Origin of the sequence: Planomonospora alba (assembly GCF_039534085.1) — a bacterium.
GTDB classification, from domain to species: Bacteria; Actinomycetota; Actinomycetes; order Streptosporangiales; family Streptosporangiaceae; genus Planomonospora_B; species Planomonospora_B alba.
This window is the reverse complement of the sequence record NZ_BAAAUT010000052.1, coordinates 13,927-35,655: the sequence shown is the minus strand read 5'-3', so window position 1 is coordinate 35,655 and position 21,729 is coordinate 13,927. Positions and strand designations below refer to the sequence as shown.

Genomic DNA, 21,729 nt, shown 5'->3' with positions numbered 1-21,729 from the left:
CCGTCCGCTTCCCGGGTCCGGCCCTCACCGCTCGTCCACCCGGAACCAGACCGAGCCGCCGGCCGCGTCGTGGTGGGAACCCCACGCGACGGAGAGCAGGTCCACCAGCCACAGGCCCCGGCCGCTGTCCTCGTCGGCCTCCGGCACGCGCGCGGCCGGTGTGCTGACGGCAGACCCGGCGTCGACCACCTCCACATGGACGCCGTCTGGAGTACGGACCGGCCACACCACCACCCGTCCGCCGGCCGTACGGCCCGAGTCCGAGTGCGCGACCGCGTCGGTGACCACCTCGCTCAGCAGGAGCAGCACATCGTCGAGGACCGGGGCCGCGACCTGCCCCGCCAGCAGCCCGCGCGCCCATTCCCGGGCCGCCGGGACGGACCGCTCCGCCCCCGGGAGCTCCCGCCGCCAGGCCCCGTACGGCCCGCCCGGTGAGGCGCGCACGCCGGGGTCGCACGGCTCCCGGCCCGGCCGGACCAGGTGAACGAACCTCTCGCACTGTCCGCCTGCCGTTTCCCCGCCTTCCCGGTGTTTCCCGATGCCCTGACAGGGCCGTTGAACGCCATACCGCATTCGCACGCGCGGCCGGATTCTTCGCCGTCCGGAAGGTGATGGGCTGCTTTCTTCTCCGAGCTGTCCGGAAGAGAGGACCCGCATTTGGACCGCCTTCCCGGTATCGGGTCGGCGAGCGGTTCGGCAGTCCGGAGAAGAGCCGGTCATGACAGCCGCTGGTATGGCCCGGACCGGGTCTGGCACGACCGACCTGAGGATAGTCCTGTTTTTCCGATCTGATCGGAAATGCGATGAATACCGTGCCATCTCTCGATGAGCGCCTGGACCGGCTCTTCGGCACGCCCGACGGCGCCTCCTTCACCCGGCTCTACCAGCGCATCGTCGCCCAGCCCGGCAGCCCGGTCTGGTTCCGGAGCTGGGCCGAGGAGATCGAGCCCACCGCCCGCGTCCTGCGTTCCTGGGATCCGCTCCTGATCCCTGGCCTTCCCCAGCCCGAGTCCTACGCCCGGCATCACTTCAGTCAAGCCCCGCAGATCACCCCTGACGAGGTGGAGGAGCGTGTCCGAGCCCGCCTGCGGCGCAAGAGGATCCTTGACCGGGACGACCCTCCGCTCATCATCGTGCTCATCGACGCCGGAGTGCTGCACCGCAAGGTCGGTGGAGCCGAAGTGATGCGCGATCGACTCGATCACCTGCTGGAGATCGCGCGGAGACCGACGGTCCACATCCAGATCGTGGACCCGGAATGCCCGACCGGCCTGCCGGGCGCATTCGTGATCACCGGATTTCCGGACGGGCAGCCGGATCCCGTCCAGGTGGGCTCCTCCGCAGCAGGACGGATCACCGCGGAGCAAGACGTGGTGGCCGTCATCTGGAAGCGCTATGAGGCCATTCGGAGGGGCCTATCCGGAGTCCAGGTCCATCACAATGATCGAGGAAGCGAGACAGGGATGGACCTGAGCGCTGCGGTGCGGCGGAAGTCGTCGTTTTCCGGAGACAACGGCGGCCAGTGCGCCGAGGTCGCCACCAACCTGCCCGGGGCGGTCGCCGTCCGTGACAGCAAGGATCCGGACGGCCCCAAGCCGATCTTCACCCCCGCCGAGTGGAGCGCCTTCATCGGCGGCGTCGAGGCCGGCGAGTCCGCCTCTCCGGCCTGACCACCGCCTCCCGGTTCAGCCGCCGCCCTCCAGTCCCCTCACCACCGGATCGGCAGGCGACACACCTCACTAGGCGAAACGCCCCATGAACGGTCCTAACAGGCGCATACTGGAAGGGATGAAACCAGCCCGCGCCGCGTCCCGGCGTACCCTTCCCGGCAGTCCTTTCAACCGCACGGAGGCCCCGCCTCCCCCCGTCGAGCAGTACGCCCTGCACGACCGCGTGACCCACGACAAGTACGGCCTCGGCATGGTGATCGGGGTCGAGGAGGCCGCCGTGGTCGTCGACTTCGGCCCCCAGCAGGTCCGGATCGCGGCGCCCTACGCCAAGATGACCCGGCTCTGAGGCCGGCGGGCACCGCCGCCGGTCCCGCGAACCCCGCGGGTCCGGGTGCGGTGTCCGGCGCGCCCCGCGAGTCCCCGGCGCGGTGTCCGGCGCGCCGGCGGAGCCGGTGCCGTCAGCCCGATCCGGGGCAGGTCCCGCCGAGGGCGGCCAGCGCGTCCCGGAAGCGGCGGGCGTGGCCCAGCTCGTCGGCCGCGACCTCCTCGAACCGGCGCGCCGCCGCCCGGTCCCCGGCCTCCGCGGCCCGCCGGGCGTAGCCGGGGTACGTCTCGGTGCCCTCGCGGGTCTCGCCGCTGATCGCCGTGCACAGGTTGGTCCGGGTGTCGCGGACCAGCCCGGCGAGCCTGCCCTCCTCGGCGAAGTGCTCGGCCAGCTCGACCCGGGCGGTCCGCTCGAACAGCCGGGCGAGCGCGGGCTGCCCGCTCGCGCGGGCCCGCTCGGCGTAGAGGGTGTACATGGCGTGGGCGAACGCCTCCCCCTCCATGGCGGTGCGCAGGTTGCGCAGGGTCCGCGCCTTGTCGGCCCTGGGCGGCCCCGCCGGGATGCCCTTCGACTCCGCGGTCCGCCCGGCGGGCACGGTGGCGCCGGAGGAGGGGTCGGTGACCGCCCTCAGCGCCCGGGCGAAGGCGTCGTGGTGCGCGGACTCGTCCTTGGCGATCTCGCTGAACCGGTTGGCCGCGGCGAAGTCGCCGTCCGTCTTGGCCTCCGTGGCGAATCTCCGGTACATCGTGGCCGCCTCGTACGACTCCCCCGCCATGGCGTCGCGGAGGTTGGCGGCGTCGTCGCCGACCATGCCGACCAGCTCCGCCTGCTCGGTGAAGTGCTCGCGGAGCTCGGTCCCGGCGACGTCCTCGTACAGCTCCCGCACCCGCGGCAGTCCCTCCCTGCCCGCCTGCACGGCGTAGGCCAGGTAGGCGGCGTGGGCGTACGCCTCCCCGCGCATGGCCGCCAGCGCGTCCCTGCGGGTCTCCGGATCGATCCGGCCGCCGGCGGCCGCGGCACCGGGAACCTCCCCGGCGGCGCCGACCGGCGCTCCGGCGGCCACCGCTGTGAGCAGCGCGGCCACACCGGCGACGACGAGGCCGGCTCCGCGCCCGACCGCACCCCGTCTCCCCGGAGATCCACTCGGAGGTCTCCCCGGCTGCCTCTCCGGTCGTCTTCCCGCCTGTCTCACCATGCCGATCCCCCTGGAGCAAGGCCGCCACCACGCATGCGCCATACCCATGCGAATGACTACACGGCGTTATATCCACCCATCCGGCACCCGACACGGGGATCCGCGCGGCGATGGAGGACCGACGGCGGGAAACACGAAGGCCCAGGTCGCCGGTGGCGGCCTGGGCCTTCGATCGGTGCGCCGCCAGGGACTCGAACCCCGGACCCGCTGATTAAGAGTCAGCTGCTCTAACCAACTGAGCTAGCGGCGCGTGAAGCACTTGAAGAGTAGCGCATCGGCGGCCGTGTTTCGAAATCGCCGGATCCGGTCCGCGGGGAGGGACGGCCGCACCCCGTGAACCGCCGGACCCGGTCCGCTAGGCTAGAACAACATTCTGTACTGCCCGGGAGCACACATGTGGTTCGCCTCGCCCACCGACGTCCGTGAACGGCTCTCCGCCGTCGACTACCTCGCCGACGACGCCATCGCGACCTCGGTGTTCCTCGCCGCGGCCCTCGGCAAGCCGCTGCTCGCCGAAGGTCCCGCGGGCGTGGGCAAGACCCAGCTCGCCAAGGCCGTCGCCGCCGCGACCGGGGCGCGGCTCGTCCGGCTCCAGTGCTACGAGGGACTGGACGAGGCCCGCGCGCTCTACGAGTGGAACTACAAGAAGCAGCTCCTGCGCATCCAGGCCGCCGGCGGCCGGGACTGGGACGCCACCCACGACGACATCTTCACCGAGGAGTTCCTCCTCGAACGCCCCCTGCTGAAGGCGATCCGCGCCGAGACGCCCACGGTCCTGCTGATCGACGAGACCGACAAGGCCGATGTCGAGGTGGAGGGCCTGCTGCTGGAGGTCCTGTCCGACTTCCAGGTGACGATCCCCGAGCTCGGCACGGTCACCGCGGTGCGCAGGCCGTACGTGGTGCTGACCTCCAACGCGACCCGCGAGCTGTCGGAGGCGCTCAAGCGGCGCTGCCTCTACCTGCACCTGGACTACCCGTCGCCGGAGCGCGAGCGCGACATCGTGCTGGCGCAGGTGCCGCTGATCGAGGCGGGACTGGCCGAGCAGCTCGCCCGCACGGCCGCCACGCTGCGCTCCCTGGAGCTGAAGAAGTCCCCGTCGATCGCCGAGACGATCGACTGGGCCAACACCCTGCTCGCGCTGGGCCGGACCGCGCTGGACGAGGAGACGACCGCCGCGACGCTCGGCGTGGTGCTCAAGCACGCCTCCGACCAGGAGCGGGCCCGCAAGGAGCTGGGCCTGTGAGCCGCCCGGCCGCCCCGGGGGCTGCGGACGCCCCGCGCGGACCCGGCGCGGCGGGCGCACCCGCGCTCCCGCGGCCGGCGGAGGAGGCGCCGTGAGCCTGGTGGACCGGCACGTCGGCTTCGTGCACGCACTGCGCGAGGCGGGGCTGCCCGTGTCACTGGCCGAGGGGCTGGACGCGGTGCGGGCGCTGCAGGTGATCGACCTGACCGAGCGGGAGTCGCTGCGCGCCGCCTACGCGGCGACGCTGGTCAAGCGCCCCTCCCACCGGCCCGGTTTCGACACGCTCTTCGACCTGTGGTTCCCGCCCTCCACCACCGGCCTGCACGGCGAGCGCCCCGCCGCCGGGACGGACCCGCGGACCGCGGAGATCCCCGAGCTCCGCGACCGGCTGGCCGGGCTGCTGCTGGCGGACGGGCGGGCGCAGGGCGAGCTGAACGCCTTCGCCCGCCAGATGGTGGAGCGCTTCGGCCGCCAGCCGGCGAGCCCCGGACGGCAGAACTGGTTCTCCTACCCGGTGCTGCGGGCGCTGTCCCCGGAGACCCTGATGGCCCGCCTGCTGGCCGAGGTGCTGGCCGGGGCCGAGCGCGGCGGCCTGGCCGAGAAGGTCGCCAGGGAGCGCGTCACCCGCGGCATCAGGCGGTTCGAGGAGGCCGTTTCCGCCGACGTCCGGCGCCGGATCGCCGAGGAGTCCGGGATCGAGAGGATCGCGCGCTCGGCCGTGCGGCCCCCGCTGGAGCAGGTCGACTTCCTGCGCGTCACCCGGGCCGACCTCGCCCGGCTCCGCCGCGAGGTGCACCCGCTCGCGCGCCGCCTGGCCGCCCGGCTCACCGTCAAGCACCGGCTCGGCCACCGGGGCCGGCTGGACTTCCGCCGCACCGTGCGGGCCTCGCTGTCCACCGGGGGCGTGCCGCTGACCACGCACCTCAAGCCGCGCCGGCCGCACAAGCCGGAGCTGGTCGTGCTCTGCGACGTCAGCGACTCGGTCGCCTCCTTCGCCCACTTCACGCTGCTGCTGACCTACGCGCTGCGCGAGCAGTTCACCAAGGTCCGCGCGTTCGGTTTCGTGGACACCGTGGACGAGATCACCCGCTTCTTCGTCCCCGGCGCCGACGTGGCCGAGGCGATGACCCGGCTGGCGAACGAGGCCGACATGGTGCGCTTCGGCCGCACCGACTACGGCCGCGCGTTCGAGCGCTTCGCCGAGCGGTACGGCGACGCCGTCGGGCCGAAGACGTCGCTGCTGATTCTGGGCGACGCCCGGTCCAACTACCAGCCGCCCGCGCTGGAGACGCTCGGGCGCCTGGTCTCCGGCGCCCGGCACGCCTACTGGCTCAATCCGGAGCCGGTCGCCCAGTGGGACACCGGCGACTCGGCGGCGACGGCCTACGGCGCGGTCGTGCCGATGCACGAGTGCCGGAACGTCGCCCAGCTCGCGGCCTTCGTCGAGGAGCTCGCCTGAGCCGGGTCCGCCTCCGGTCCCGGGCGGGAGACGGAGGCGGACGCCGGAGCGCCGTCAGCCCATGCGCCGCAGCACCCGCGCGGCCGTCCGGGCCAGCAGCTCCACCTGGCTCCCGTCGAGCCGCTGGTGCGGGGTGCCGAGGATCCAGGAGGCGACGTGCCGGGGGCGCAGCAGGGTGACGCCCTCGGCGGTGACCGAGCGCCGGCGCTCGGTGCCGTGCACGAGCTGCCCGCCGTGCACGGCCAGCAGCGGCTCGATCGTGACGGGGACGCCCGCCTCGCGGCCGAGCACCCCGGCCAGCGCTCCGGCGGCCTCGACGAGCGCCTTGGCCTCCTTCGACCCGTACTTCTCGCCGAAGAACAGCCGCCCGCCGTAGGTGGCGATCTCGGTCTCGGGGTCCCACGCCTCGTTGTCCACCACCCAGACCCCGCCGGGGCCGATGACGAGGTGGTCGATCGAGGCCTGGCCCGGTACGGCCCGGCCGTCGAGGACCTGGTAGCCGTGCCTGCGCAGCCGGCGGCGGAGCAGCCTGCCGGTGACGGCCTCGCCCCGCCGCCTGCCCCGCCAGACCGCGGTGGAGCGGAAGGACCACCAGGACCAGGCGAGGTCCGCGGCGCCGACCAGCAGGCCGAGCACGAGCCCGGACACCACCGGGGACAGGCCGAACCGGTAGGCCAGCGCGACGCCCGCGGCCACGCCGCCGACGGCCTTCAGGCCCCGTGCCTTCCAGCGCTCCCTGGCCTCCTTGTGCCAGTTCTGCTCGTACATCACCTGCGGTGACAACCCGTGAACCTGGTCATCGGGCGGCACGTAGATAGATCCGCCAGGCACAACGAACCCCCACAGTTCGAGTGGTCGGAAGGCAGGGATCTGCCACGGTGAAGATCCTCGGATAACCCGTACCCAAGCGGGAGCTCCAGGTCGGCAAAGGTGACGCAAGTAACACGCGCGGGTCACCGGCGAACACTTCGACCGACCAGTCGGTATGCTTCTCTCACCACATCTAGGGGGAAGCAGCATGGCCCAGGACCAGGAGCCGGTACGGCAGCGGCTGCTCAGCGAGGCCACCCGCCTCTTCGCCGAGCAGGGATTCGAGAGCACCTCGGTACAGGAGATCGTATCCGCTGCGGGCGTCACCAAGGGCGCCATGTACCACTATTTCAACTCGAAGGACGACCTGCTCCGCGAGATCTACGGCCGGGTCCTCCGCATGCAGATGGAGCGGCTCCTCCAGTTCGCCGACGGCCCCGGGACCGTGGCCGAGCGCCTCTACGGGGCCGCCGCCGACGTCGTGCGGACCTCCGTCGAGAACCTCGACGACTCCAAGATCTTCTTCCGCTCGATGCACCTGCTGGCGCCCGACACCCGCAAGAGCGTGCGCGCCGAGCGCCGGGTCTACCACGAGCGCTTCCGCGACCTGGTCCTGGAGGGCCAGCGCGAGGGCGTCTTCCGCGACGACACCCCCGCCGACATCGTGGTCGACTTCTTCTTCGGCTCGGTCCACCACCTCAACACCTGGTACCGCCCGGAGGGGCCGATCTCCGGCGCCCAGCTCGGCGCCTACTTCGCCGATCTGCTGCTCGCCTCGCTCCGTCCCCTCGGGGAGCCCTCCGGGGAGCGGTAGCCCTCCCCGGCGAGGGGCACGGACGCCGGGAGGGGCGCGGCGGCCCCGGGGCGGAAGGACCCCGGGACCGCCGCGGACCGGGCTCAGCCGACGGGCGCGGGCAGGTCCGCGAGGCCGGCCAGGGCGTCCCGGTGGGCGCCGGGCGTGCCGAGCGCGATCTGCCCGGCCTTGGCCCGCTTGAGATAGAGGTGCAGCGGGTGCTCCCAGGTCATGCCGATGCCCCCGTGCAGCTGCACGCTCTCCTCGGCGACGTGCAGCGCCACCTCCGAGCACCACGAGGCGGCCACCGCCGCCGCCGTCAGGGCCTCCTGCGGGTCCGCGTCCGCCGCGAGCCGGTCGGCGGCGTTCCTGGCCGCGGCGCGGGCCCGCACCACGTCCAGCCAGAGGTCCGCCATCCGGTGCTTGATCGCCTGGAACGACCCGACCGGCCGGGCGAACTGGTGCCGCTCCTTGATGTAGGCCAGCGTCGTGTCCAGGCACCACTGCGCCGTGCCGAGCTGCTCGGAGGCGAGCAGCCCGGCCCCGAACGCCAGCACCGTCCGCCTCTCGAAGTGCCCGATCACGTCCCCGGGGGCACCGTCGAAGGTGACCGTCGCGACCGGCCGGGTCAGGTCCAGCGAGGGCACCGTCTCGATCCGGGCGTCCGCGGCCTCCACCCGGTAGAGCGCGCCGGGACCGACCGGGACGAGCAGCACGTCGGCGACCTCCGCCCCCGCGACTCCGCGCACCCGCCCGTGCAGCGTGCCGTCCGCGCCGACGGTGACGGCCTCCGGCAGCGACCGGTACGGCGAGGCCGCCAGCGGCACCACCAGCGCCGCCGTGACGTCACCGGAGGCGAGCTCCTGGATCAGGTCCTCCTCCCCGATCTCCAGCAGCGCCTTGGTCGCCAGCACGGCGCTGGCGAGGAACGGCACCGGCGCGATCGCCCGGCCCAGCTCCTCCAGCACCACCGCGGCCTCGCGCGCCGACGCGCCCGCCCCGCCGTACGGCTCCGGCACCAGCAGGCCCGCCACCCCGATGTCCCGGGAGAGCGTCTTCCACAGCTCCAGGTCGTACGGCGCGTCCGACTCGGCGCGCCGCAGCACGGCCTCCGGCCCGCACCGGTCGGCGAGCAGGTCCCGCACGGAGGCCCGCAGCTCCTCCTCGACCTCGGTGTACAGCAGTGTCACTGGTCGCACTCCTCACTCGCCGCGCGGAGCACCCGCCGCCCGCGCTCCGCTCCGCCGACGGCCCGGCCCGGGATCAGGGGGCTCACCGGGGCAGGTCCTTCCAGGGCACGTCCTTGTCGACGCGGGGCTCCGACGGCAGGCCCAGCACGCGCTCGGCGACGATGTTGCGCAGGATCTCCGAGGTGCCGCCCTCGATCGAGTTGCCCTTCGCGCGCAGGTAGCGGTAGCCGGGGCCGCGGCCGAAGAAGTCCACGCTGTCGGAGCGGCGGAACGACCAGTCGTCGTACTCCAGCCCCTCCGCGCCGTGCAGCTCGACGTCGAACCCGGACAGCGCCTGGTTGAGCGCGGCGAAGGAGAGCTTCATGCCGGAGCCCTCCGGCCCCGGCTGCCCCGCCGCCAGCTGCTCGCGGAGCCGGGCGCCGGCCAACCGGGTCACCTCGGACTCCACCCAGAGCCGCAGCAGGCGCTGGTGCAGGTCGTGGGTGCGCAGCTCAGGGCGGTTCCGCCAGGTCTCGGCCACCACGCCGATCATGCCGCCGCCGCGCCGTACCGGGCCGCCGCCGATGGCGACCCGCTCGTTCATCAGGGTCGTCTGCGCGACCCGCCAGCCGTCGCCGACCTCGCCCAGCCGCAGGTCGTCGCCGAGCCGCACGCCCGTCAGGAAGACCTCGTTGAACTCGGCCTCACCGGTGATCTGGCGGAGCGGCCGGACCTCGACCCCCGGCGCGTGCATGTCGCAGACGAAGTAGGTCAGGCCCCGGTGCTTGGGCACGTCCGGGTCGGTCCGGGCCACCAGGATCGCCCAGCGGGCGTGGTGCGCGCCGGAGGTCCACACCTTCTGGCCGTCCACCACCCACTCGCCGCCGTCGCGCACGGCCCGCGTGGCGAGGGTCGCCAGGTCCGAGCCCGCGCCGGGCTCGCTGAAGAGCTGGCACCAGATCTCCTCGCCCGTCCACAGCGGCCGCAGGAAGCGCTTCTTCTGCTCCTCGGTGCCGAAGGCCAGGATCGTCGGCGCCGCCATGCCGAGACCGATCCCCTGGACGCCGACGTCGGGCTGCGGCGTGCCCGCGAGCACGCGGTCCACGGCCTGCTGCAGCTCCCGGTGGACGCCCAGGCCGCCCAGTCCCTCGGGGAAGTGCACCCACGCGAGCCCGGCGTCGAACCGGGCGCGCAGGAACTCCAGCCGGTCGCCACCCGGGTCGTGCGCCGCCAGGAACCCCCTGGCGAGCGCCTCGACCTCTTCCTCTGTCATCACAGATCTCCCATCGGATCCAGCGAGAGGGCCACCGGGGCCGCCCGGCGGCGCGGCGCCGTCCGCCTCAGGCGGACGGCGGGGTCATGTGCTTCTTCAGCTCCCGGTAGGCGAGGGAGCGCTTGTGGACCTCGTCCGGGCCGTCGGCCAGGCGCAGCGACCGGGCCGCCGCCCACAGGCCCGCCAGCGGGAAGTCCTGGCTGACGCCGCCGGCGCCGTGGACCTGGATGGCCTTGTCGAGGATCCACTCCACCTCGCGCGGGGTGGCGATCTTGATGGCCTGGATCTCGGTGTGGGCGCCGCGGTTGCCGACGGTGTCCATCAGCCAGGCGGTCTTCAGCACCAGCAGCCGGAGCTGCTCGATCCTCACCCGCGACTCGGCGATCCAGTCCTGCACGACGCCCTGCCGGGCGAGCGGCTTGCCGAACGTGGTCCGGGACACCGCGCGCTCGCACATCAGGTCGACGGCCCGCTCGGCCATCCCGATCAGCCGCATGCAGTGGTGGATCCGGCCCGGCCCGAGGCGGGCCTGGGCGATCGCGAAGCCGCCGCCCTCCTCGCCGATGAGGTTCTCCGCGGGGACCCGGACGTCGGTGAAGTCGATCTCGGCGTGCCCGCCGTGGTCGGCGTCGGTGTAGCCGAACACGTGCATGCCGCGCCGGACGTGCACGCCGGGGGTGCCGGTGGGGACCAGGACCATCGACTGCTGCCGGTGCTTGGGCGCCTCGGGGTCGGTCTTGCCCATCACGATGAGGATCCGGCAGCCGGGGTTCATCGCGCCGGAGGCGAACCACTTGCGGCCGTTGATGACGTACTCGCCGCCGTCGCGCTCGATGGAGAGCGAGATGTTGGAGGCGTCGGAGGAGGCGACGGCCGGCTCGGTCATCGCGAAGGCCGAGCGGATCTCCCCGCGCAGCAGCGGCTCCAGCCACTCCTTGCGCTGCCGCTCGTCGCCGAACTCGGCCAGGACCTCCATGTTCCCGGTGTCCGGGGCCGCGCAGTTGGTGGCGGCCGGAGCGATCCGCGGCGACCGGCCCATGATCTCGGCCAGCGGCGCGTACTGCAGGTTCGTCAGCCCGGCACCGTGCTCGCCCGGCAGGAAGAGGTTCCACAGGCCGCGGCGGCGCGCCTCGGCCTTGAGCTCCTCCAGCAGCGGCGGGGGGCTCCAGCCCGACGCGCCGGCCTGGGCCTCGAACTCCGCCTCCGCCGGATACACGCACTCGTCCATGAACGCGAGCAGCCGCTGCCTGAGCTCCTCGGTCCTCGCATCGAACCCGAAGTCCACGGGGTCCTCCTCACATTCTCCCCAGGAGCGTACCGACCGGACGGTATGCATGTCGACAGGGACCCCGGACTCGCGTTCCGGGATCGCCCGCCCGCCCCGGAGCGTCCACGACCGGCCACGGACCGCCACGGGTGGCACCCCGCAAAGACCGCGAAGTGGTCCTTACCGGTGGACCACCCGCCTCCCTAGGGTCGTCCGCATGACCGCGACCATGCCCTCCCCCGTGATCCTCGACGGCGCCGCCGTACGGCTCGAACCGCTGGCCCCCGGCCACGTCCCCGCCCTCTTCGCCGCGGGCGGCGGCGACGAGGAGGTGTGGCGCTGGCTCCCGGCCGCCGCCCCGCGGACCGAGGCGGAGCTGGCCGCGATCGCGCGGGACCTGATCGGCGACGACCGGCACCTCCCGTTCGCGGTGATCCTCAAGGAGACGGGCCGGGCCGTCGGCTGGACGACCTACATCGACACGCCCGGCTTCGACCACAGCGTCGAGATCGGCTGGACCTGGTACGGCAGAGCCGTCTGGCGCACCGCCGTGAACACGGAGTGCAAGATCCTCCTGATCGACCACGCCTTCGGCCGGCTCGGCCTCAACCGGGTCCAGCTGAAGACCGACTGCCTCAACACCCGATCCCAGGCCGCCATCCGGCGGATCGGCGGGACCTGGGAGGGCACGCTCCGCCGCCACCGCCGCCGGCCCGACGGCACCTGGCGGGACACGGTCTACTTCGGCATCCTCGACGAGGAGTGGCCCGCCTGCCGCGCCCGCCTGCTCGCCCGCGCCGCCCCCGCTCCGGCGACCGCCTGATCCCCGCCCCGGCGACCGCCCGGCCCCGCGCGGCCCCGCCCCGGCGATCAGGAGAGCATCCCGCGCAGCAGTTCCCCGATCCCGAGGCGGAGGTCGTCGAGGGTCGGCTCCGCACCGGCCCCGACGACGGCGTCGAACATCACCCCTTCGGCGAAGACCACCAGCTGGCGGCCGTGCCGTACCGGGTCGGCGGAGCCCGCCGCGGCGAGCAGGGCGACGGCGGGCTCGCGGAACCCGGCCCCCGCCCGGTCGTAGACCGCCCGCAGTTCGGGGCGGCGGGTCGCCTCCAGGGCGAGCTCGTAGCGGGCGACCGTGCGGCGGCGGTCGGCGGTGAGCTGCGCCCACAGCGCCCGGGCCATGGCCTCGGCGAGCACCTCCAGCGCCCCCGGCCCGCCCTCCCCGCCGGGGGCGGACGGCCCGCCCGCGCGGACCCGCCCGTCCGGAGCCTCCGACCCGCCGGTCCCGGCCCGCCCGCCCGGCCCCGGGGTCCCGCTCCAGTCCGGGGGCGCCCCGGGGAGGCCGGCCGCGGACGCGGCGAAGTGCTCCGTCTCCAGCTCGACGAGCCGGGCGAGAGCCAGCTCCAGCAGAGCCGAGCGGGTGCGCGCCAGGTTCGACGTCGAACCGGGCGGCAGACCGGCCGCCTCGTCGACCGCCCGGTGGGTCAGGCCGCGCATCCCGCGCTCGGCCAGCAGGGTGATGGCGGTCTCGGCCACGAGTTCCGCCCGCTGGGACTTCATCCTCGGATACTACACTTGTAGTTCAACTACAGGAGTAGTACGGTAACTACATCCGTAGTGAGGAGTGGGGCATGGCACGGGCAGTGGTGATCGGGGCCGGGATCGGCGGGCTGACGGCGGCCGCGGCGCTGCAACGGCGCGGCTGGGACGTGACGGTGCTGGAGCGGGCCGCCTCGCTGGAACCGGTCGGTTCCGGGCTCGCCGTCGCGGCCAACGCGCTCCGGGCCCTGGACACGATCGGCGCCGGTGACGACGTCCGCGCCCTCGCCGCCGTCCAGGGGGACGGCGGGGTGCGGAGCGCGAGCGGCCGGTGGCTGGCGAAGACCAGCGCGGAGGCCCTCTTCGCCCGGCACGGCGACTTGACGGTCCTGCTGCGCCGCGCCCAGCTCGCCGACGCCCTCGTCGCGCGGCTGGCGCCCGGCACGGTACGACTGGGCACCGAGGTGACCGGGGTGGACCCGGAGACCGGCGAGGTGACGTCCGCCGCGGGCCGGACGGCGGCCGACCTGGTGGTGGCCGCCGACGGCATCCGCTCCCCCGTGCGGCGCGCGCTGTTCCCCGGCCACCCCGGCCCGCGCTACTCCGGCATCACGAGCTGGCGGCTGCTCGTGCCCGCCGAGGGCGTGCCCGGCCAGGCGTCCGAGAGCTGGGGCGCGGGCCGGGTCTTCGGGATCATGCCGCTGGCCGGCGGGCTGACCTACTGCTACGCCACCGACACCGTCCCGCCCGGCGGCGACCCCGGCGACGGCGCCGCGCGCCTGGCGGAGCTGCGGCGCCTGTTCGGCACCTGGCACGCCCCGATCCCGGAACTGCTCGCCGCGGCGGCCCCGGAGAGCGTGCTCCGCAACGACGTCCACTACCTGGCGACCCCGCTGCCGGCGATGCACCGGGGCAGGGTGGCGCTGCTGGGCGACGCCGCGCACGCCATGACGCCCAACCTCGGCCAGGGCGCCTGCCAGGCGATCGAGGACGCGGTGGTCCTGGCCCATGCGGCCGGGCCCGGCGACGGTCCCGCGGGCGACCTCACCGCCCGGCTGGCGGGCTACACCGCCGCGCGCCTGGCGCGGACCTCGACGCTGGTCTCCCGGTCCGCCGCGGTCTGCCGCGCCACGATGGTCCGCAACCCGCTGGCCGTACGGCTGCGCGACACCGCGATGGCGCTCGCCGCGCGGATCGCCCCCGGGAAGGCGGCGGGCGCGGCGGACGAGGTCTTCGGCTGGCGCCCGCCTACGGACTGACCGGGACGCCCCCCGCGGCGCTCCCCACCGCGTCGTCCACCGTCTCGTCCCCGGTGGACGGCGCCGCGTCCTTCATGGTGCCGTCCACGACGTCCTCCGCGGCGGGTGCGGGAGCGGGCTCCGGCGCGGGGGCCTTGTGGTCCGGGGCGAGGCGTCCGAGGGTCATGGTCCCCCAGACCATGAGCGCGCCGGCGAGCAGCGCGGGCAGCACGTTCCCCCAGCCGGACGGCATCGCCTCGTCCAGCAGGATCGCCCCGGCGAGGACCGAGGTGATCGGGTCGACCACCTGGACCCCCGCGTAGGCGATGCCGAAGTAGCCGACCTCGTAGGACTTCTGCAGCAGCACGACGGCGCAGACGAGCAGCACCGGGACCGCGACGGTGAACCAGCTGAGCAGGTTGGCCCACTCACCGCCGAAGTTGCCGCCCACCACCCGGACGAAGGTGGAGACGCTGGCCGTCACCGCGCCCGCGGCGATCGACAGGACCAGCGCCTTGGCCGGGCCCCGCGCCTTCCGCCCGGCCAGGTGGGTCACCAGCACGACCAGCGCGATGCAGCCGAGGAAGCCGAACGCCTCCCGGCCCGTCATGTGCGGTGTCACGGTGTGCGAGGGGACCAGCAGCAGCAGGCCCAGCAGACCGGCGGCCACCGCGACCGACCCGATGATCTCCGCCCGGTGCGCCTTCCTGCCGTGCAGCATCGCCGCGAGCGGCACCGCGAAGACCAGCGTGGCGACGCTGACCGGCTGCACCGCGACCAGCGGGGCGAAGCTCAGCGCCACCGCGTGCAGGGAGGCGCCGGTGAAGCCGATGACGCCCCCCACCCACCAGCGGGGGCGTCTCATGAGCTTCAGGGAGGCGCCCTCGTTGACCGCCTCGAGCTGCTGGAGCGCGGCGCCGAGCGCGTAGCCGAGCGCGCCGGCGAGGGCGATCAGGACCCCGACCCAGGTCATCGCCACCCACCAGGGGAAGCCGGGCAGGGGGGGAGGAACGGTTGTCGGGTCATCCACCCAGCTTAGAGCGCCTGACGCGCGGGTAATGGCATCCGAGATCAGAATTGACCAGTTTGCCTGGTTCTCTGACGCACCGCCCCGCTCTCCACCGGACCGTCCGCACCGGCCGCCCCGCCCTTCCCCGGGCCGTCCGCACCGGCCGCTCCGCTGCCCGGAACGGCCGGGGTCACGGCTCGATCAGGCCGGCCCGGATGGCGTAGCGGGTCAGCTCCAGCCGGTCGCGCATGCCGAGCTTGCTCAGGATGTTGGCGCGGTGCCGGTCGACGGTCTTCACGCTGATGACCAGCATGTCGGCGATGTCCTTGGAGGAGTGCCCCTCGGCGATGAGCTTGAGGATCTCCTCCTCGCGCGGGGTGAGCACGCTGGCGGGCGGCCGTTCGGCGAGGTCGTCGCGGCTCAGGTAGTCGCGGATGAGCGCGGTGACCGCGCCGGGGTAGAGGAACGGTTCACCGCGCATGGCGGCCCGGCACGCCTCCAGCAGGTCCCGGTCCGCGACGGACTTGAGCACGTAGCCGCAGGCGCCGGCGCGCAGGGACTCGAACAGGTACTGCTCGTTGTCGTACATCGACAGCATGAGCAGGCGGATCCCCGGCGCGCGCCGGGAGATCTCCCGCGCGGCCTGGATGCCGGTCATCCGGGGCATGGCGATGTCGAGGACGGCCAGGTCGACCTCGCGGGCGTCGGCCAGCTCGACGGCCTCGGCCCCGTTGCCCGCCTCGGCGACCACGGTCAGGTCGGGCTCGGCGTCCAGGATCAGCCGCAGCCCCCGCCGGACCAGCGCGTGGTCGTCGGCGAGCAGGATGCGGGTCGCGCGCCGCCCCTCCGCGGCCGCCTCCTCCCCGATCGCTTCTTCCACGGTCACTCCCGCCCTCCTCCGGCCGGTACGGCCAGGCGCACCTCGGTCCCGCCCCCCGCCGGATGGTCGATGGCCAGCCGGGCGCCGATGAGCAGGGCGCGCTCACGCATGCCGCGGATGCCGGCGCCCTCCCGGATCGGGCCGCCGCGGCCGTCGTCGGCGATGGACAGCACCACGGCGCCGCGCTCCCTGCGCAGCGAGAACTCCACGCGCGAGGCGGCGGCGTGCCGGGCGATGTTGGTCAGGCCCTCCTGCGCGATGCGGTACAGCACCAGCTCGGCGTCCTCGCCCAGCGGGGGCAGCCGCGGGTCGAGGCGGCGGGTCACCGGCACGCCGCTCATCGCGGAGAAGTCGGCGACCAGGGCGTTCATGGCGCTGGTCAGCCCGAGGTCCTCCAGCACGCCCGGCCGGAGCCGGCGGGCGACCTGCCGGACCTCGTCCAGGCTGGCGCGGACGGTCTCCTGGACGGCGTGCAGCTCCTCGCGCAGCTCCTCGGGCGCGCGGTCCACCACCCGCTTCAGGCCGAGCAGCACCACGGTGAGGCTCTGGCCGATCTCGTCGTGCAGTTCGCGGGCGATGCGCTGCCGCTCGCCCTCCTGCGCGGCGAGCGCGTGGGCGCTGGCCGCGCTGCGCTCGTTCTCCAGGCGGTCCAGCATGGCGTTGAAGGCTCCGATCACGTGGGTGAGGTCACCGTTGCCGCTGACGGCGAGCCGGTCGCTCGGGCGGAGCAGGTCCACGCGCTGCATGATCGCGGCCAGGGCGTCGAGCGGGGCCAGGCTCCGGCGCAGCAGCAGCGCGTTGGCGGTGAGGATCAGCGCCAGCCCGACGGTGAGGACCGGGATCTCGGTGAGCAGGACCGGTGAGGACACCGTGGCCGGGGAGAGCGCCAGGACGAGCGTGCCGACGGTGAAGACCAGGCCGTTGATCGCGAACAGCCGCCAGAACAGGGACTGCGCGGGCGTGCGCCGCCCCGGGGGCGGGTCCGGCGGGCCCTCGGCGGTGGCCGGCCGCTCCCCCGCGGCGGGCCGGTCGGTGCGATCGTTCATGTCTCCAGCCTCACCGGGGCGCGGCCGGTCTGTCCATGCGGGGCGCCCCCCATGTGCGTCCGGCGTCCCCGCGCCCGCCCGCGCCGCCGTACATACCGCTTCCCGATGGAAATGGGTGTCAGACCCGATAGTCCCATCTGTCCGTATTCACGAGAATGGAAGGGCCGCCGCCACGACCACAGGAGGGAGACGTCATGACCGTGCCCGCGCACGGCACGCCGACGCCGCCGATCCTGCCACAGGCGATCGCCGCCGTCGACGGCCCGCACCTGTGGATCGTGGCGGGCGGCCTGGTCCTGGCCTTCCTCGCCGTCTCCTCCGTCCGCCTCGTCCCCGCCGGCGAGCGCCTGGCGGTTTTCAGATCCGCACCCGGGAGTGGGGCGTCGGCATCGCCTCCGTCGAGCTCACCCGGATCGAGATCCCCTTCGGAAGCGACCTGATCCGCTGGGCGGAGGGCTTCGCGGACGGCCGCGGCCGGACCGCCCCGGAGCGGAACGGGTTCCGCTCCCGAGCCGAGGGCTCCGGAGCTGAACGGATACGCCCCTCCGAGAGGAGAAGCGCCCGATCCTGACGGCCCGCGCACCACCCCGCCGGGTCGTCCCGGCTCCTCATCCGCGCGGTCCGCCACACCGCGCATGCGAACGACCACCGAAAGGCACTGCCGTGTACGACCTCCCCCTGACGACGCCCTCGTGGCGCGCCCGGCTCCCGGAACCGTCAGCGGCGTCCGCCCGCCGCGACGCCTCGGCCCTCAACCCCGCCAGGGCCCGGACCGGCCCCCCGGGGAGCGGCCGATGAGCGCCGCCGTCGTGCTGGCCGTCTTCGTGGTGGCGTTCTTCTTCATCGCCACGGGGAAGGCGGACAAGGCCAAAGTGGTGCTCATCGCCGCCGGGGTGATGCCGGCCCCCGGAGCGGAGGTCTTCTTCTCCCAGCACGAGTGTGCTGGCCTGGGTCTGCGCCGCGCTGAGGTACTTCGCGTGACGGGGGCGCGGACGGATCCGACGACCACGTGCACGCACGCCGGCCCGGCCGCCGGGCCGGCCGTACAGCCGGCCGCACGGCCTGCCACACGGCCTCTGCCTGCGCCGGCGCGCGGCCGGGCCGGTAACGCCGCCGCTGCGCGGGTAGGGGGACCCCGTGCAAAGGCCGCCTCCGCCGCGGGTGACGCGCCCCCGCCCGCGGACGGCCGTCATCGGGACCGCCGGGGCCGGGGACCCGGCGCGACAGGGGCGGAGCAGCGCGATCAGTCGCCGCCCGGCGGCTGGGGGACCGGGAGGGCGTCGTCATGACTCTGCCGGAGCTGTACGGGGTCCTGCTGGCCGGCGGGCTGGTGCTGGTGGCCGGCATCGTCGCGGCACGCACGGCCGGCCGCCTCGGCCTGCCCAGCCTGCTGTTCTTCCTCGGCCTCGGCGTGCTGCTCGGCGAGGACGTCCTCGGCATCCGCTTCGACGACGCGCAGCTGGCGCAGACGCTGTGCACCTCGGCGCTGGCGGTCATCCTGGTCGAGGGCGGTCTCAGCACCCGCTGGTCCGGCCTGCGCCGCCTGCTGGCCCCCTCCGCGCTGCTGGCCACCGCCGCGGTGGTCGTCAGCGTGCTGGTCACCGCAACCGGGGCGCACCTGCTGCTGGGCATGGACTGGCAGCTGGCGCTGCTGATCGGCGCCATCGTCTCCTCCACCGACGCGGCGGCGGTCTTCGCGGTGATGCGCTCGCTGCCGCTGCCGAAGCGGCTGTCGGCGATGGTGGAGGCCGAGTCCGGCTTCAACGACGCCCCCACCGTGATCCTGGTGCTGGTCTTCAGCGCGTCCGGCGGCGTGCCCGACCCCCTCGCGATCGGCGGGCAGATGGTCTACCAGATCATCGTCGGAGCCGTCATCGGCCTGCTGGTCGGCGGGGCCGGCGTGATCGCCCTGCGCTACGCCGCTCTCCCGGCCAGCGGCCTGTACCCGCTGGCCACCATGGGCACGGGCATCATCGCCTTCGCCGCCGCGGGCGCGGCGGGCGCCTCCGCCATCATCGCCGCCTACCTGTCCGGGATCGTCCTCGGCAACGCCGTGCTGCCGCACCGCGCGGCCACCCGCTCCTTCGCCGAGGGCGCCGCCTGGCTGGCCCAGATCGGCCTGTTCGTCATGCTCGGCCTGCTGGTCGACCCCGGCCGGCTGCCCGGCGCGCTGCTGCCGGCCCTCGTCGTCGGCCTGGTCCTGCTGCTGGTGGCCCGGCCGGTCTCCGTGGTGCTCTGCCTGCTTCCCTTCCGCGTCCCCTGGCGGGACCAGGCGTTCATCTCCTGGGCGGGTCTGCGCGGCGCCGTGCCGATCGTGCTGGCCACCTTCCCGGTGGTGGCCGGCGTGCCCGGCAGCGAGCGGCTGCTGCACATCGTCTTCGTCCTCGTCGTCATCTTCACCCTGGTCCAGGGGCCGACGCTGCCGGGCCTGGCCCGGCTGCTGGGACTGGCCCAGCCGGACCAGGCGCGGGAGGCGGACATCGAGTCCGCCCCGCTGGACGTGCTGGACGCCGAGCTGCTCACGGTCTCCATCCCGCCCGGCTCCCGACTGCACGGGGTGGAGATCGCCGAGCTGCGGCTGCCCCCGCCGTCGGCCATCAGCCTGATCATCCGTGACCGGACCACGTGCGTGCCCGCCCCCGACACGCGGCTGCGGGAGGGGGACGAGCTGCTCATCGTCGCCACCGGCGCCACCCGCGAGGCCGCCGAGCGCCGCCTGCGCGCGGTCGGCCGGCGGGGCCGCCTGGCCCACTGGTACGGCGAGACCGGACAGGCCGAGCCGAATCCCGTCCCCTCACCACCGAACGGAGGCCATCTGAAATGGAGATCATCCCAGCGACCATCCCCGGCACCGGAACCGTCCACCAGTGCGAGACCCGGCACGGGCAGCGGCTCGGCGTCATCGACCACGGCGACGAGCGGCGCACCCTCCTCGTCTACGGAAGCGCTGATCCCGACGTCCCCGCGCAGACCATAGAACTCGACGAGGACGAGGCCGACCAGCTGGCCGAGCTGCTGCAGAGCCCCTCGCTCACCGACCGGCTCGCCGCCGTCGAACGGCGCCTGGCCGAGCTCACCGGTGAGCCGCTCTCCTGACCCGGCGCCCCGGGAAGCGCCCGGCGCCTCCCGCCCGCCCTGGGCGGGACGCCGCCGCGCTCCCCGGTCCGGTCACTCCTCGTCGCCTTCGAAGAAGTCGCCGATCTCGTCGACCACCTCGGCCGCGACGAAACCGGCGACCGCACCCGCCGCGAGGCCCGCCGCCAGGCCGGCCCCGCCGCCGTGGTGCCCGCCATGGTGACCGCCGTGGTGGCCGCCGTGGGCGTACGGGTCGTGGTGGCCGTGGAAGCCGCCGGCGGCGTACTGCGACAGCGCGGCCAGCCAGCCGTCGATCTCGGACGCCCAGTCCCGGTGCGGGGCCTCGGCGTGCGAGACGCTCCAGCGGCCGAAGGCGTCACCGCCGGAGCCGTACCGGCCGCTGCGCTTGTCGGCCTCCAGCACGACGTCCATCCCGGCGGGGCCGGCCACGAAGGTCAGCTCGACCTCGTTGACCTGCCCGGCGTACTGCGCCGGCGGGTGGAACTCGATCTCCTGGTAGAACGGCAGCCGCTGGTCGACGCCGTGGATGCGGCCCATCTCCAGGTCGGCGCCCTTGAAACGGAAGCCCAGCCGGGCGAAGGCCTCCAGCACGGCCTGCTGGGAGGCCAGCGGCTCGATCTGGAAGGGGTCCATGTCGCCCTTGTCGACGGCCTTGGCGATGGCCAGCTCGGTGCGCACGCCCATGGCCATGCCGTGCAGCGGCTGCCCCATGACCTCGGTGACCGGGGCCTCCCACGGGACGGGGAACTGGAAGGGGATGACGCGGTCCTCGCCCGTGCGCAGGGTGAACGGCCCGGACACCTCGGTGCGCAGGAACTCGATCAGGCCGACCCCCTCGCCCTCGCCGTACTCGGCCTCGACCCGGGTGACCAGGCCGAGGGTGACGTGCTCGATGGCGGCGTCGAAGTCGCCGCCCTTGAGGCGGACCTCGCCGCGCAGCAGCTCGCCGGGCCGCACGCGAGGGGTGGCCAGAACGGTGTCCACCGAGGGGGCGCCGACGCCGAGGGCTCCCAGCATCCGTTTGAAGACCACGGTTTCCTCTCTCCGATCAGATTGATGTGACCGCCCTTGCGAACGATCAGCACCGGGCCGTGGTTCCCGGCGCCGTCCGGCGGGTGGGCGGGGAGGACCCCTCTCCCCGGGCGGTGCCGTGGGACATGAGGGACATGTCCGTCCGGCGTGCGCGGCGCGGTCCCGGATCGCGGCCGGGCGGGCGGCCGCGATCCGGGGCCGATCAGGGCTATGCCTGGCCGGGGATCGGGCAGACGCAGAACAGGTGGCCCTCCGGGTCGGCGAGCACGGTCCAGTTCTCCCCGCCGGGCTGGAAGTCCGGCTTGCTCGCGCCCAGCTTCAGGTAGTCCTCGACCGCCTGCTCCACGTCCGGGACCCGCACGTCCAGGTGGAACTGCTTGTCCGGGCCGGGCCAGGCGGCGGGCCTGCGCTCGGTGTTCTTCTGGAAGTAGACGCGCACCGTGTCGTCGGCGCCGTCGCCGATGCCGGCGTACTCGTCCTCGGCGTACTGGACCTCGTAGCCGAGCACGGTCGCGTAGAACTCCGCGAGCCGCTTGGGCTCGGCGCAGTCGATGGTGACGGCGAGAAGTTTCGCTGTGATGGTCATGGCGCCGATCCTGGCGCCCGTACCTGTCATCTCATGTCAGGTACGGGCGGCCGATCCGCACCGATCCGGCGCGCGGGCCCCCGCGGCACGCCGGAC

General features: G+C 74.0%; 22 protein-coding genes, 1 tRNA gene and 1 pseudogene. 10 read left to right on the top strand and 14 right to left on the bottom strand.

The genetic code is table 11. The features are described 5' to 3' along the window. Positions 1-24 precede the first annotated feature (24 nt). Positions 25-444 (bottom strand): ATP-binding protein, encoded by a 420-nt coding sequence (locus tag ABD823_RS26600; RefSeq protein WP_344864222.1) that lies wholly within the window; start codon positions 442-444, stop codon positions 25-27. Between the two features lie 368 nt (positions 445-812). Between ABD823_RS26600 and ABD823_RS26595 the strand changes: the two genes are divergently transcribed. Beyond that, positions 813-1,670 (top strand): DUF397 domain-containing protein, encoded by an 858-nt coding sequence (locus tag ABD823_RS26595; protein WP_344864221.1) that lies wholly within the window; start codon positions 813-815, stop codon positions 1,668-1,670. Between the two features lie 118 nt (positions 1,671-1,788). Next, the gene (locus ABD823_RS26590; protein WP_344864219.1) at positions 1,789-2,016 is read left to right on the top strand and encodes a hypothetical protein; all 228 of its coding nucleotides are present in this window, start codon (positions 1,789-1,791) and stop codon (positions 2,014-2,016) included. 112 nt (positions 2,017-2,128) lie between these two features. Here the strand turns inward: ABD823_RS26590 and ABD823_RS26585 are convergent, their stop codons facing one another. Both ABD823_RS26585 and ABD823_RS26580 read right to left on the bottom strand, forming a co-directional pair. Continuing rightward, positions 2,129-3,079 carry a ferritin family protein gene (locus ABD823_RS26585; RefSeq protein WP_344864216.1) on the bottom strand — a complete coding sequence of 317 codons (951 nt, stop codon included), beginning with the start codon at positions 3,077-3,079 and terminating at the stop codon, positions 2,129-2,131. Positions 3,080-3,366: 287 nt separating this feature from the next. After that, positions 3,367-3,440 (bottom strand) — tRNA-Lys (locus tag ABD823_RS26580). 144 nt (positions 3,441-3,584) lie between these two features. Here ABD823_RS26580 and ABD823_RS26575 point away from each other — a divergent pair. Both ABD823_RS26575 and ABD823_RS26570 read left to right on the top strand, forming a co-directional pair. Beyond that, positions 3,585-4,436 carry an AAA family ATPase gene (locus ABD823_RS26575; protein WP_344864215.1) on the top strand — a complete coding sequence of 284 codons (852 nt, stop codon included), beginning with the start codon at positions 3,585-3,587 and terminating at the stop codon, positions 4,434-4,436. A gap of 91 nt (positions 4,437-4,527) precedes the next feature. Further along, on the top strand, positions 4,528-5,895 hold the full coding sequence (locus tag ABD823_RS26570; protein WP_344864214.1) for a vWA domain-containing protein: 1,368 nt from the start codon (positions 4,528-4,530) through the stop codon (positions 5,893-5,895). A gap of 54 nt (positions 5,896-5,949) precedes the next feature. Here ABD823_RS26570 and ABD823_RS26565 read toward each other — a convergent pair whose 3' ends face one another. Beyond that, positions 5,950-6,678 (bottom strand): nuclease-related domain-containing protein, encoded by a 729-nt coding sequence (locus ABD823_RS26565; RefSeq protein ID WP_344864212.1) that lies wholly within the window; start codon positions 6,676-6,678, stop codon positions 5,950-5,952. A 235-nt stretch (positions 6,679-6,913) separates the two neighbouring features. Here ABD823_RS26565 and ABD823_RS26560 point away from each other — a divergent pair, with 235 nt between their 5' ends. Next, the gene (locus ABD823_RS26560) at positions 6,914-7,519 is read left to right on the top strand and encodes a TetR/AcrR family transcriptional regulator (protein ID WP_344864210.1); all 606 of its coding nucleotides are present in this window, start codon (positions 6,914-6,916) and stop codon (positions 7,517-7,519) included. Between the two features lie 83 nt (positions 7,520-7,602). Here ABD823_RS26560 and ABD823_RS26555 read toward each other — a convergent pair whose 3' ends face one another. The 3 genes from ABD823_RS26555 to ABD823_RS26545 form a co-directional block, all read right to left on the bottom strand. After that, on the bottom strand, positions 7,603-8,688 hold the full coding sequence (locus tag ABD823_RS26555; RefSeq protein ID WP_344864208.1) for an acyl-CoA dehydrogenase family protein: 1,086 nt from the start codon (positions 8,686-8,688) through the stop codon (positions 7,603-7,605). Positions 8,689-8,770: 82 nt separating this feature from the next. Then, complete coding sequence (locus ABD823_RS26550; protein ID WP_344864205.1) at positions 8,771-9,940, bottom strand: acyl-CoA dehydrogenase family protein; 1,170 nt, start codon at positions 9,938-9,940, stop codon at positions 8,771-8,773. Between the two features lie 67 nt (positions 9,941-10,007). Beyond that, positions 10,008-11,225 (bottom strand): acyl-CoA dehydrogenase family protein, encoded by a 1,218-nt coding sequence (locus tag ABD823_RS26545; protein ID WP_344864203.1) that lies wholly within the window; start codon positions 11,223-11,225, stop codon positions 10,008-10,010. Positions 11,226-11,424: 199 nt separating this feature from the next. On the opposite strand from ABD823_RS26545, the gene ABD823_RS26540 reads away from it, so the two are divergent. Then, positions 11,425-12,030, top strand: coding sequence for a GNAT family N-acetyltransferase (locus ABD823_RS26540; protein ID WP_344864201.1), 606 nt, complete (start codon positions 11,425-11,427; stop codon positions 12,028-12,030). Positions 12,031-12,077: 47 nt separating this feature from the next. Here the strand turns inward: ABD823_RS26540 and ABD823_RS26535 are convergent, their stop codons facing one another. Beyond that, positions 12,078-12,767, bottom strand: coding sequence for a TetR/AcrR family transcriptional regulator (locus ABD823_RS26535; RefSeq protein WP_344864199.1), 690 nt, complete (start codon positions 12,765-12,767; stop codon positions 12,078-12,080). Positions 12,768-12,838: 71 nt separating this feature from the next. On the opposite strand from ABD823_RS26535, the gene ABD823_RS26530 reads away from it, so the two are divergent. Further along, a complete protein-coding gene (locus ABD823_RS26530) occupies positions 12,839-14,005 on the top strand; it encodes an FAD-dependent oxidoreductase (RefSeq protein WP_344864197.1) in 1,167 nt (388 codons plus the stop codon). On the opposite strand, the gene ABD823_RS26525 is transcribed toward ABD823_RS26530, so the two are convergent. From ABD823_RS26525 to ABD823_RS26515, 3 genes are all read right to left on the bottom strand, one after another. Next, complete coding sequence (locus ABD823_RS26525; protein ID WP_344864195.1) at positions 13,995-15,014, bottom strand: DMT family transporter; 1,020 nt, start codon at positions 15,012-15,014, stop codon at positions 13,995-13,997. The two genes, ABD823_RS26530 and ABD823_RS26525, sit on opposite strands and share 11 nt — an antisense overlap. Before the next feature lie 169 nt (positions 15,015-15,183). Beyond that, positions 15,184-15,879 carry a response regulator gene (locus ABD823_RS26520; RefSeq protein ID WP_344864193.1) on the bottom strand — a complete coding sequence of 232 codons (696 nt, stop codon included), beginning with the start codon at positions 15,877-15,879 and terminating at the stop codon, positions 15,184-15,186. Continuing rightward, positions 15,876-16,919, bottom strand: coding sequence for a HAMP domain-containing sensor histidine kinase (locus tag ABD823_RS26515; protein WP_344864191.1), 1,044 nt, complete (start codon positions 16,917-16,919; stop codon positions 15,876-15,878). The genes ABD823_RS26520 and ABD823_RS26515 overlap by 4 nt, the downstream gene beginning before the upstream one ends. A gap of 194 nt (positions 16,920-17,113) precedes the next feature. On the opposite strand from ABD823_RS26515, the gene ABD823_RS26510 reads away from it, so the two are divergent. After that, on the top strand, positions 17,114-17,359 hold the full coding sequence (locus tag ABD823_RS26510; protein WP_344864189.1) for a hypothetical protein: 246 nt from the start codon (positions 17,114-17,116) through the stop codon (positions 17,357-17,359). Positions 17,360-17,670: 311 nt separating this feature from the next. On the opposite strand, the gene ABD823_RS26505 is transcribed toward ABD823_RS26510, so the two are convergent. Continuing rightward, a complete protein-coding gene (locus ABD823_RS26505) occupies positions 17,671-17,802 on the bottom strand; it encodes a hypothetical protein (protein WP_344864186.1) in 132 nt (43 codons plus the stop codon). A gap of 402 nt (positions 17,803-18,204) precedes the next feature. On the opposite strand from ABD823_RS26505, the gene ABD823_RS26500 reads away from it, so the two are divergent. Further along, positions 18,205-19,896, top strand: coding sequence for a potassium/proton antiporter (locus ABD823_RS26500; protein WP_344864184.1), 1,692 nt, complete (start codon positions 18,205-18,207; stop codon positions 19,894-19,896). Then, a pseudogene (locus ABD823_RS34795) lies at positions 19,800-20,015 on the top strand (cation:proton antiporter regulatory subunit); the annotation flags it as partial. The gene ABD823_RS26500 and the pseudogene ABD823_RS34795, both read left to right, overlap by 97 nt. A 72-nt stretch (positions 20,016-20,087) precedes the next feature. Here ABD823_RS34795 and ABD823_RS26495 read toward each other — a convergent pair. Together ABD823_RS26495 and ABD823_RS26490 are read right to left on the bottom strand one after the other, a co-directional pair. Beyond that, positions 20,088-21,047 carry a sporulation protein gene (locus ABD823_RS26495; RefSeq protein ID WP_344864182.1) on the bottom strand — a complete coding sequence of 320 codons (960 nt, stop codon included), beginning with the start codon at positions 21,045-21,047 and terminating at the stop codon, positions 20,088-20,090. A 208-nt stretch (positions 21,048-21,255) separates the two neighbouring features. Next, on the bottom strand, positions 21,256-21,633 hold the full coding sequence (locus ABD823_RS26490) for a VOC family protein (protein WP_344864180.1): 378 nt from the start codon (positions 21,631-21,633) through the stop codon (positions 21,256-21,258). Positions 21,634-21,729 lie beyond the last annotated feature (96 nt).

What these genes read in the sequence shown, in the direction of transcription:
- ABD823_RS26590 (WP_344864219.1), top strand. Translation starts at nt 1,789, where the DNA reads ATGAAACCAGCCCGCGCCGCGTCCCGGCGTACCCTTCCCGGCAGTCCT.
- ABD823_RS26575 (WP_344864215.1), top strand. Translation starts at nt 3,585, where the DNA reads ATGTGGTTCGCCTCGCCCACCGACGTCCGTGAACGGCTCTCCGCCGTC.
- ABD823_RS26560 (WP_344864210.1), top strand. Translation starts at nt 6,914, where the DNA reads ATGGCCCAGGACCAGGAGCCGGTACGGCAGCGGCTGCTCAGCGAGGCC.
- ABD823_RS26550 (WP_344864205.1), bottom strand. Translation starts at nt 9,940, where the DNA reads ATGACAGAGGAAGAGGTCGAGGCGCTCGCCAGGGGGTTCCTGGCGGCG.
- ABD823_RS26540 (WP_344864201.1), top strand. Translation starts at nt 11,425, where the DNA reads ATGACCGCGACCATGCCCTCCCCCGTGATCCTCGACGGCGCCGCCGTA.
- ABD823_RS26535 (WP_344864199.1), bottom strand. Translation starts at nt 12,767, where the DNA reads ATGAAGTCCCAGCGGGCGGAACTCGTGGCCGAGACCGCCATCACCCTG.
- ABD823_RS26530 (WP_344864197.1), top strand. Translation starts at nt 12,839, where the DNA reads ATGGCACGGGCAGTGGTGATCGGGGCCGGGATCGGCGGGCTGACGGCG.
- ABD823_RS26515 (WP_344864191.1), bottom strand. Translation starts at nt 16,919, where the DNA reads ATGAACGATCGCACCGACCGGCCCGCCGCGGGGGAGCGGCCGGCCACC.
- ABD823_RS26510 (WP_344864189.1), top strand. Translation starts at nt 17,114, where the DNA reads ATGACCGTGCCCGCGCACGGCACGCCGACGCCGCCGATCCTGCCACAG.
- ABD823_RS26505 (WP_344864186.1), bottom strand. Translation starts at nt 17,802, where the DNA reads ATGAGCACCACTTTGGCCTTGTCCGCCTTCCCCGTGGCGATGAAGAAG.
- ABD823_RS26500 (WP_344864184.1), top strand. Translation starts at nt 18,205, where the DNA reads ATGACTCTGCCGGAGCTGTACGGGGTCCTGCTGGCCGGCGGGCTGGTG.
- ABD823_RS26490 (WP_344864180.1), bottom strand. Translation starts at nt 21,633, where the DNA reads ATGACCATCACAGCGAAACTTCTCGCCGTCACCATCGACTGCGCCGAG.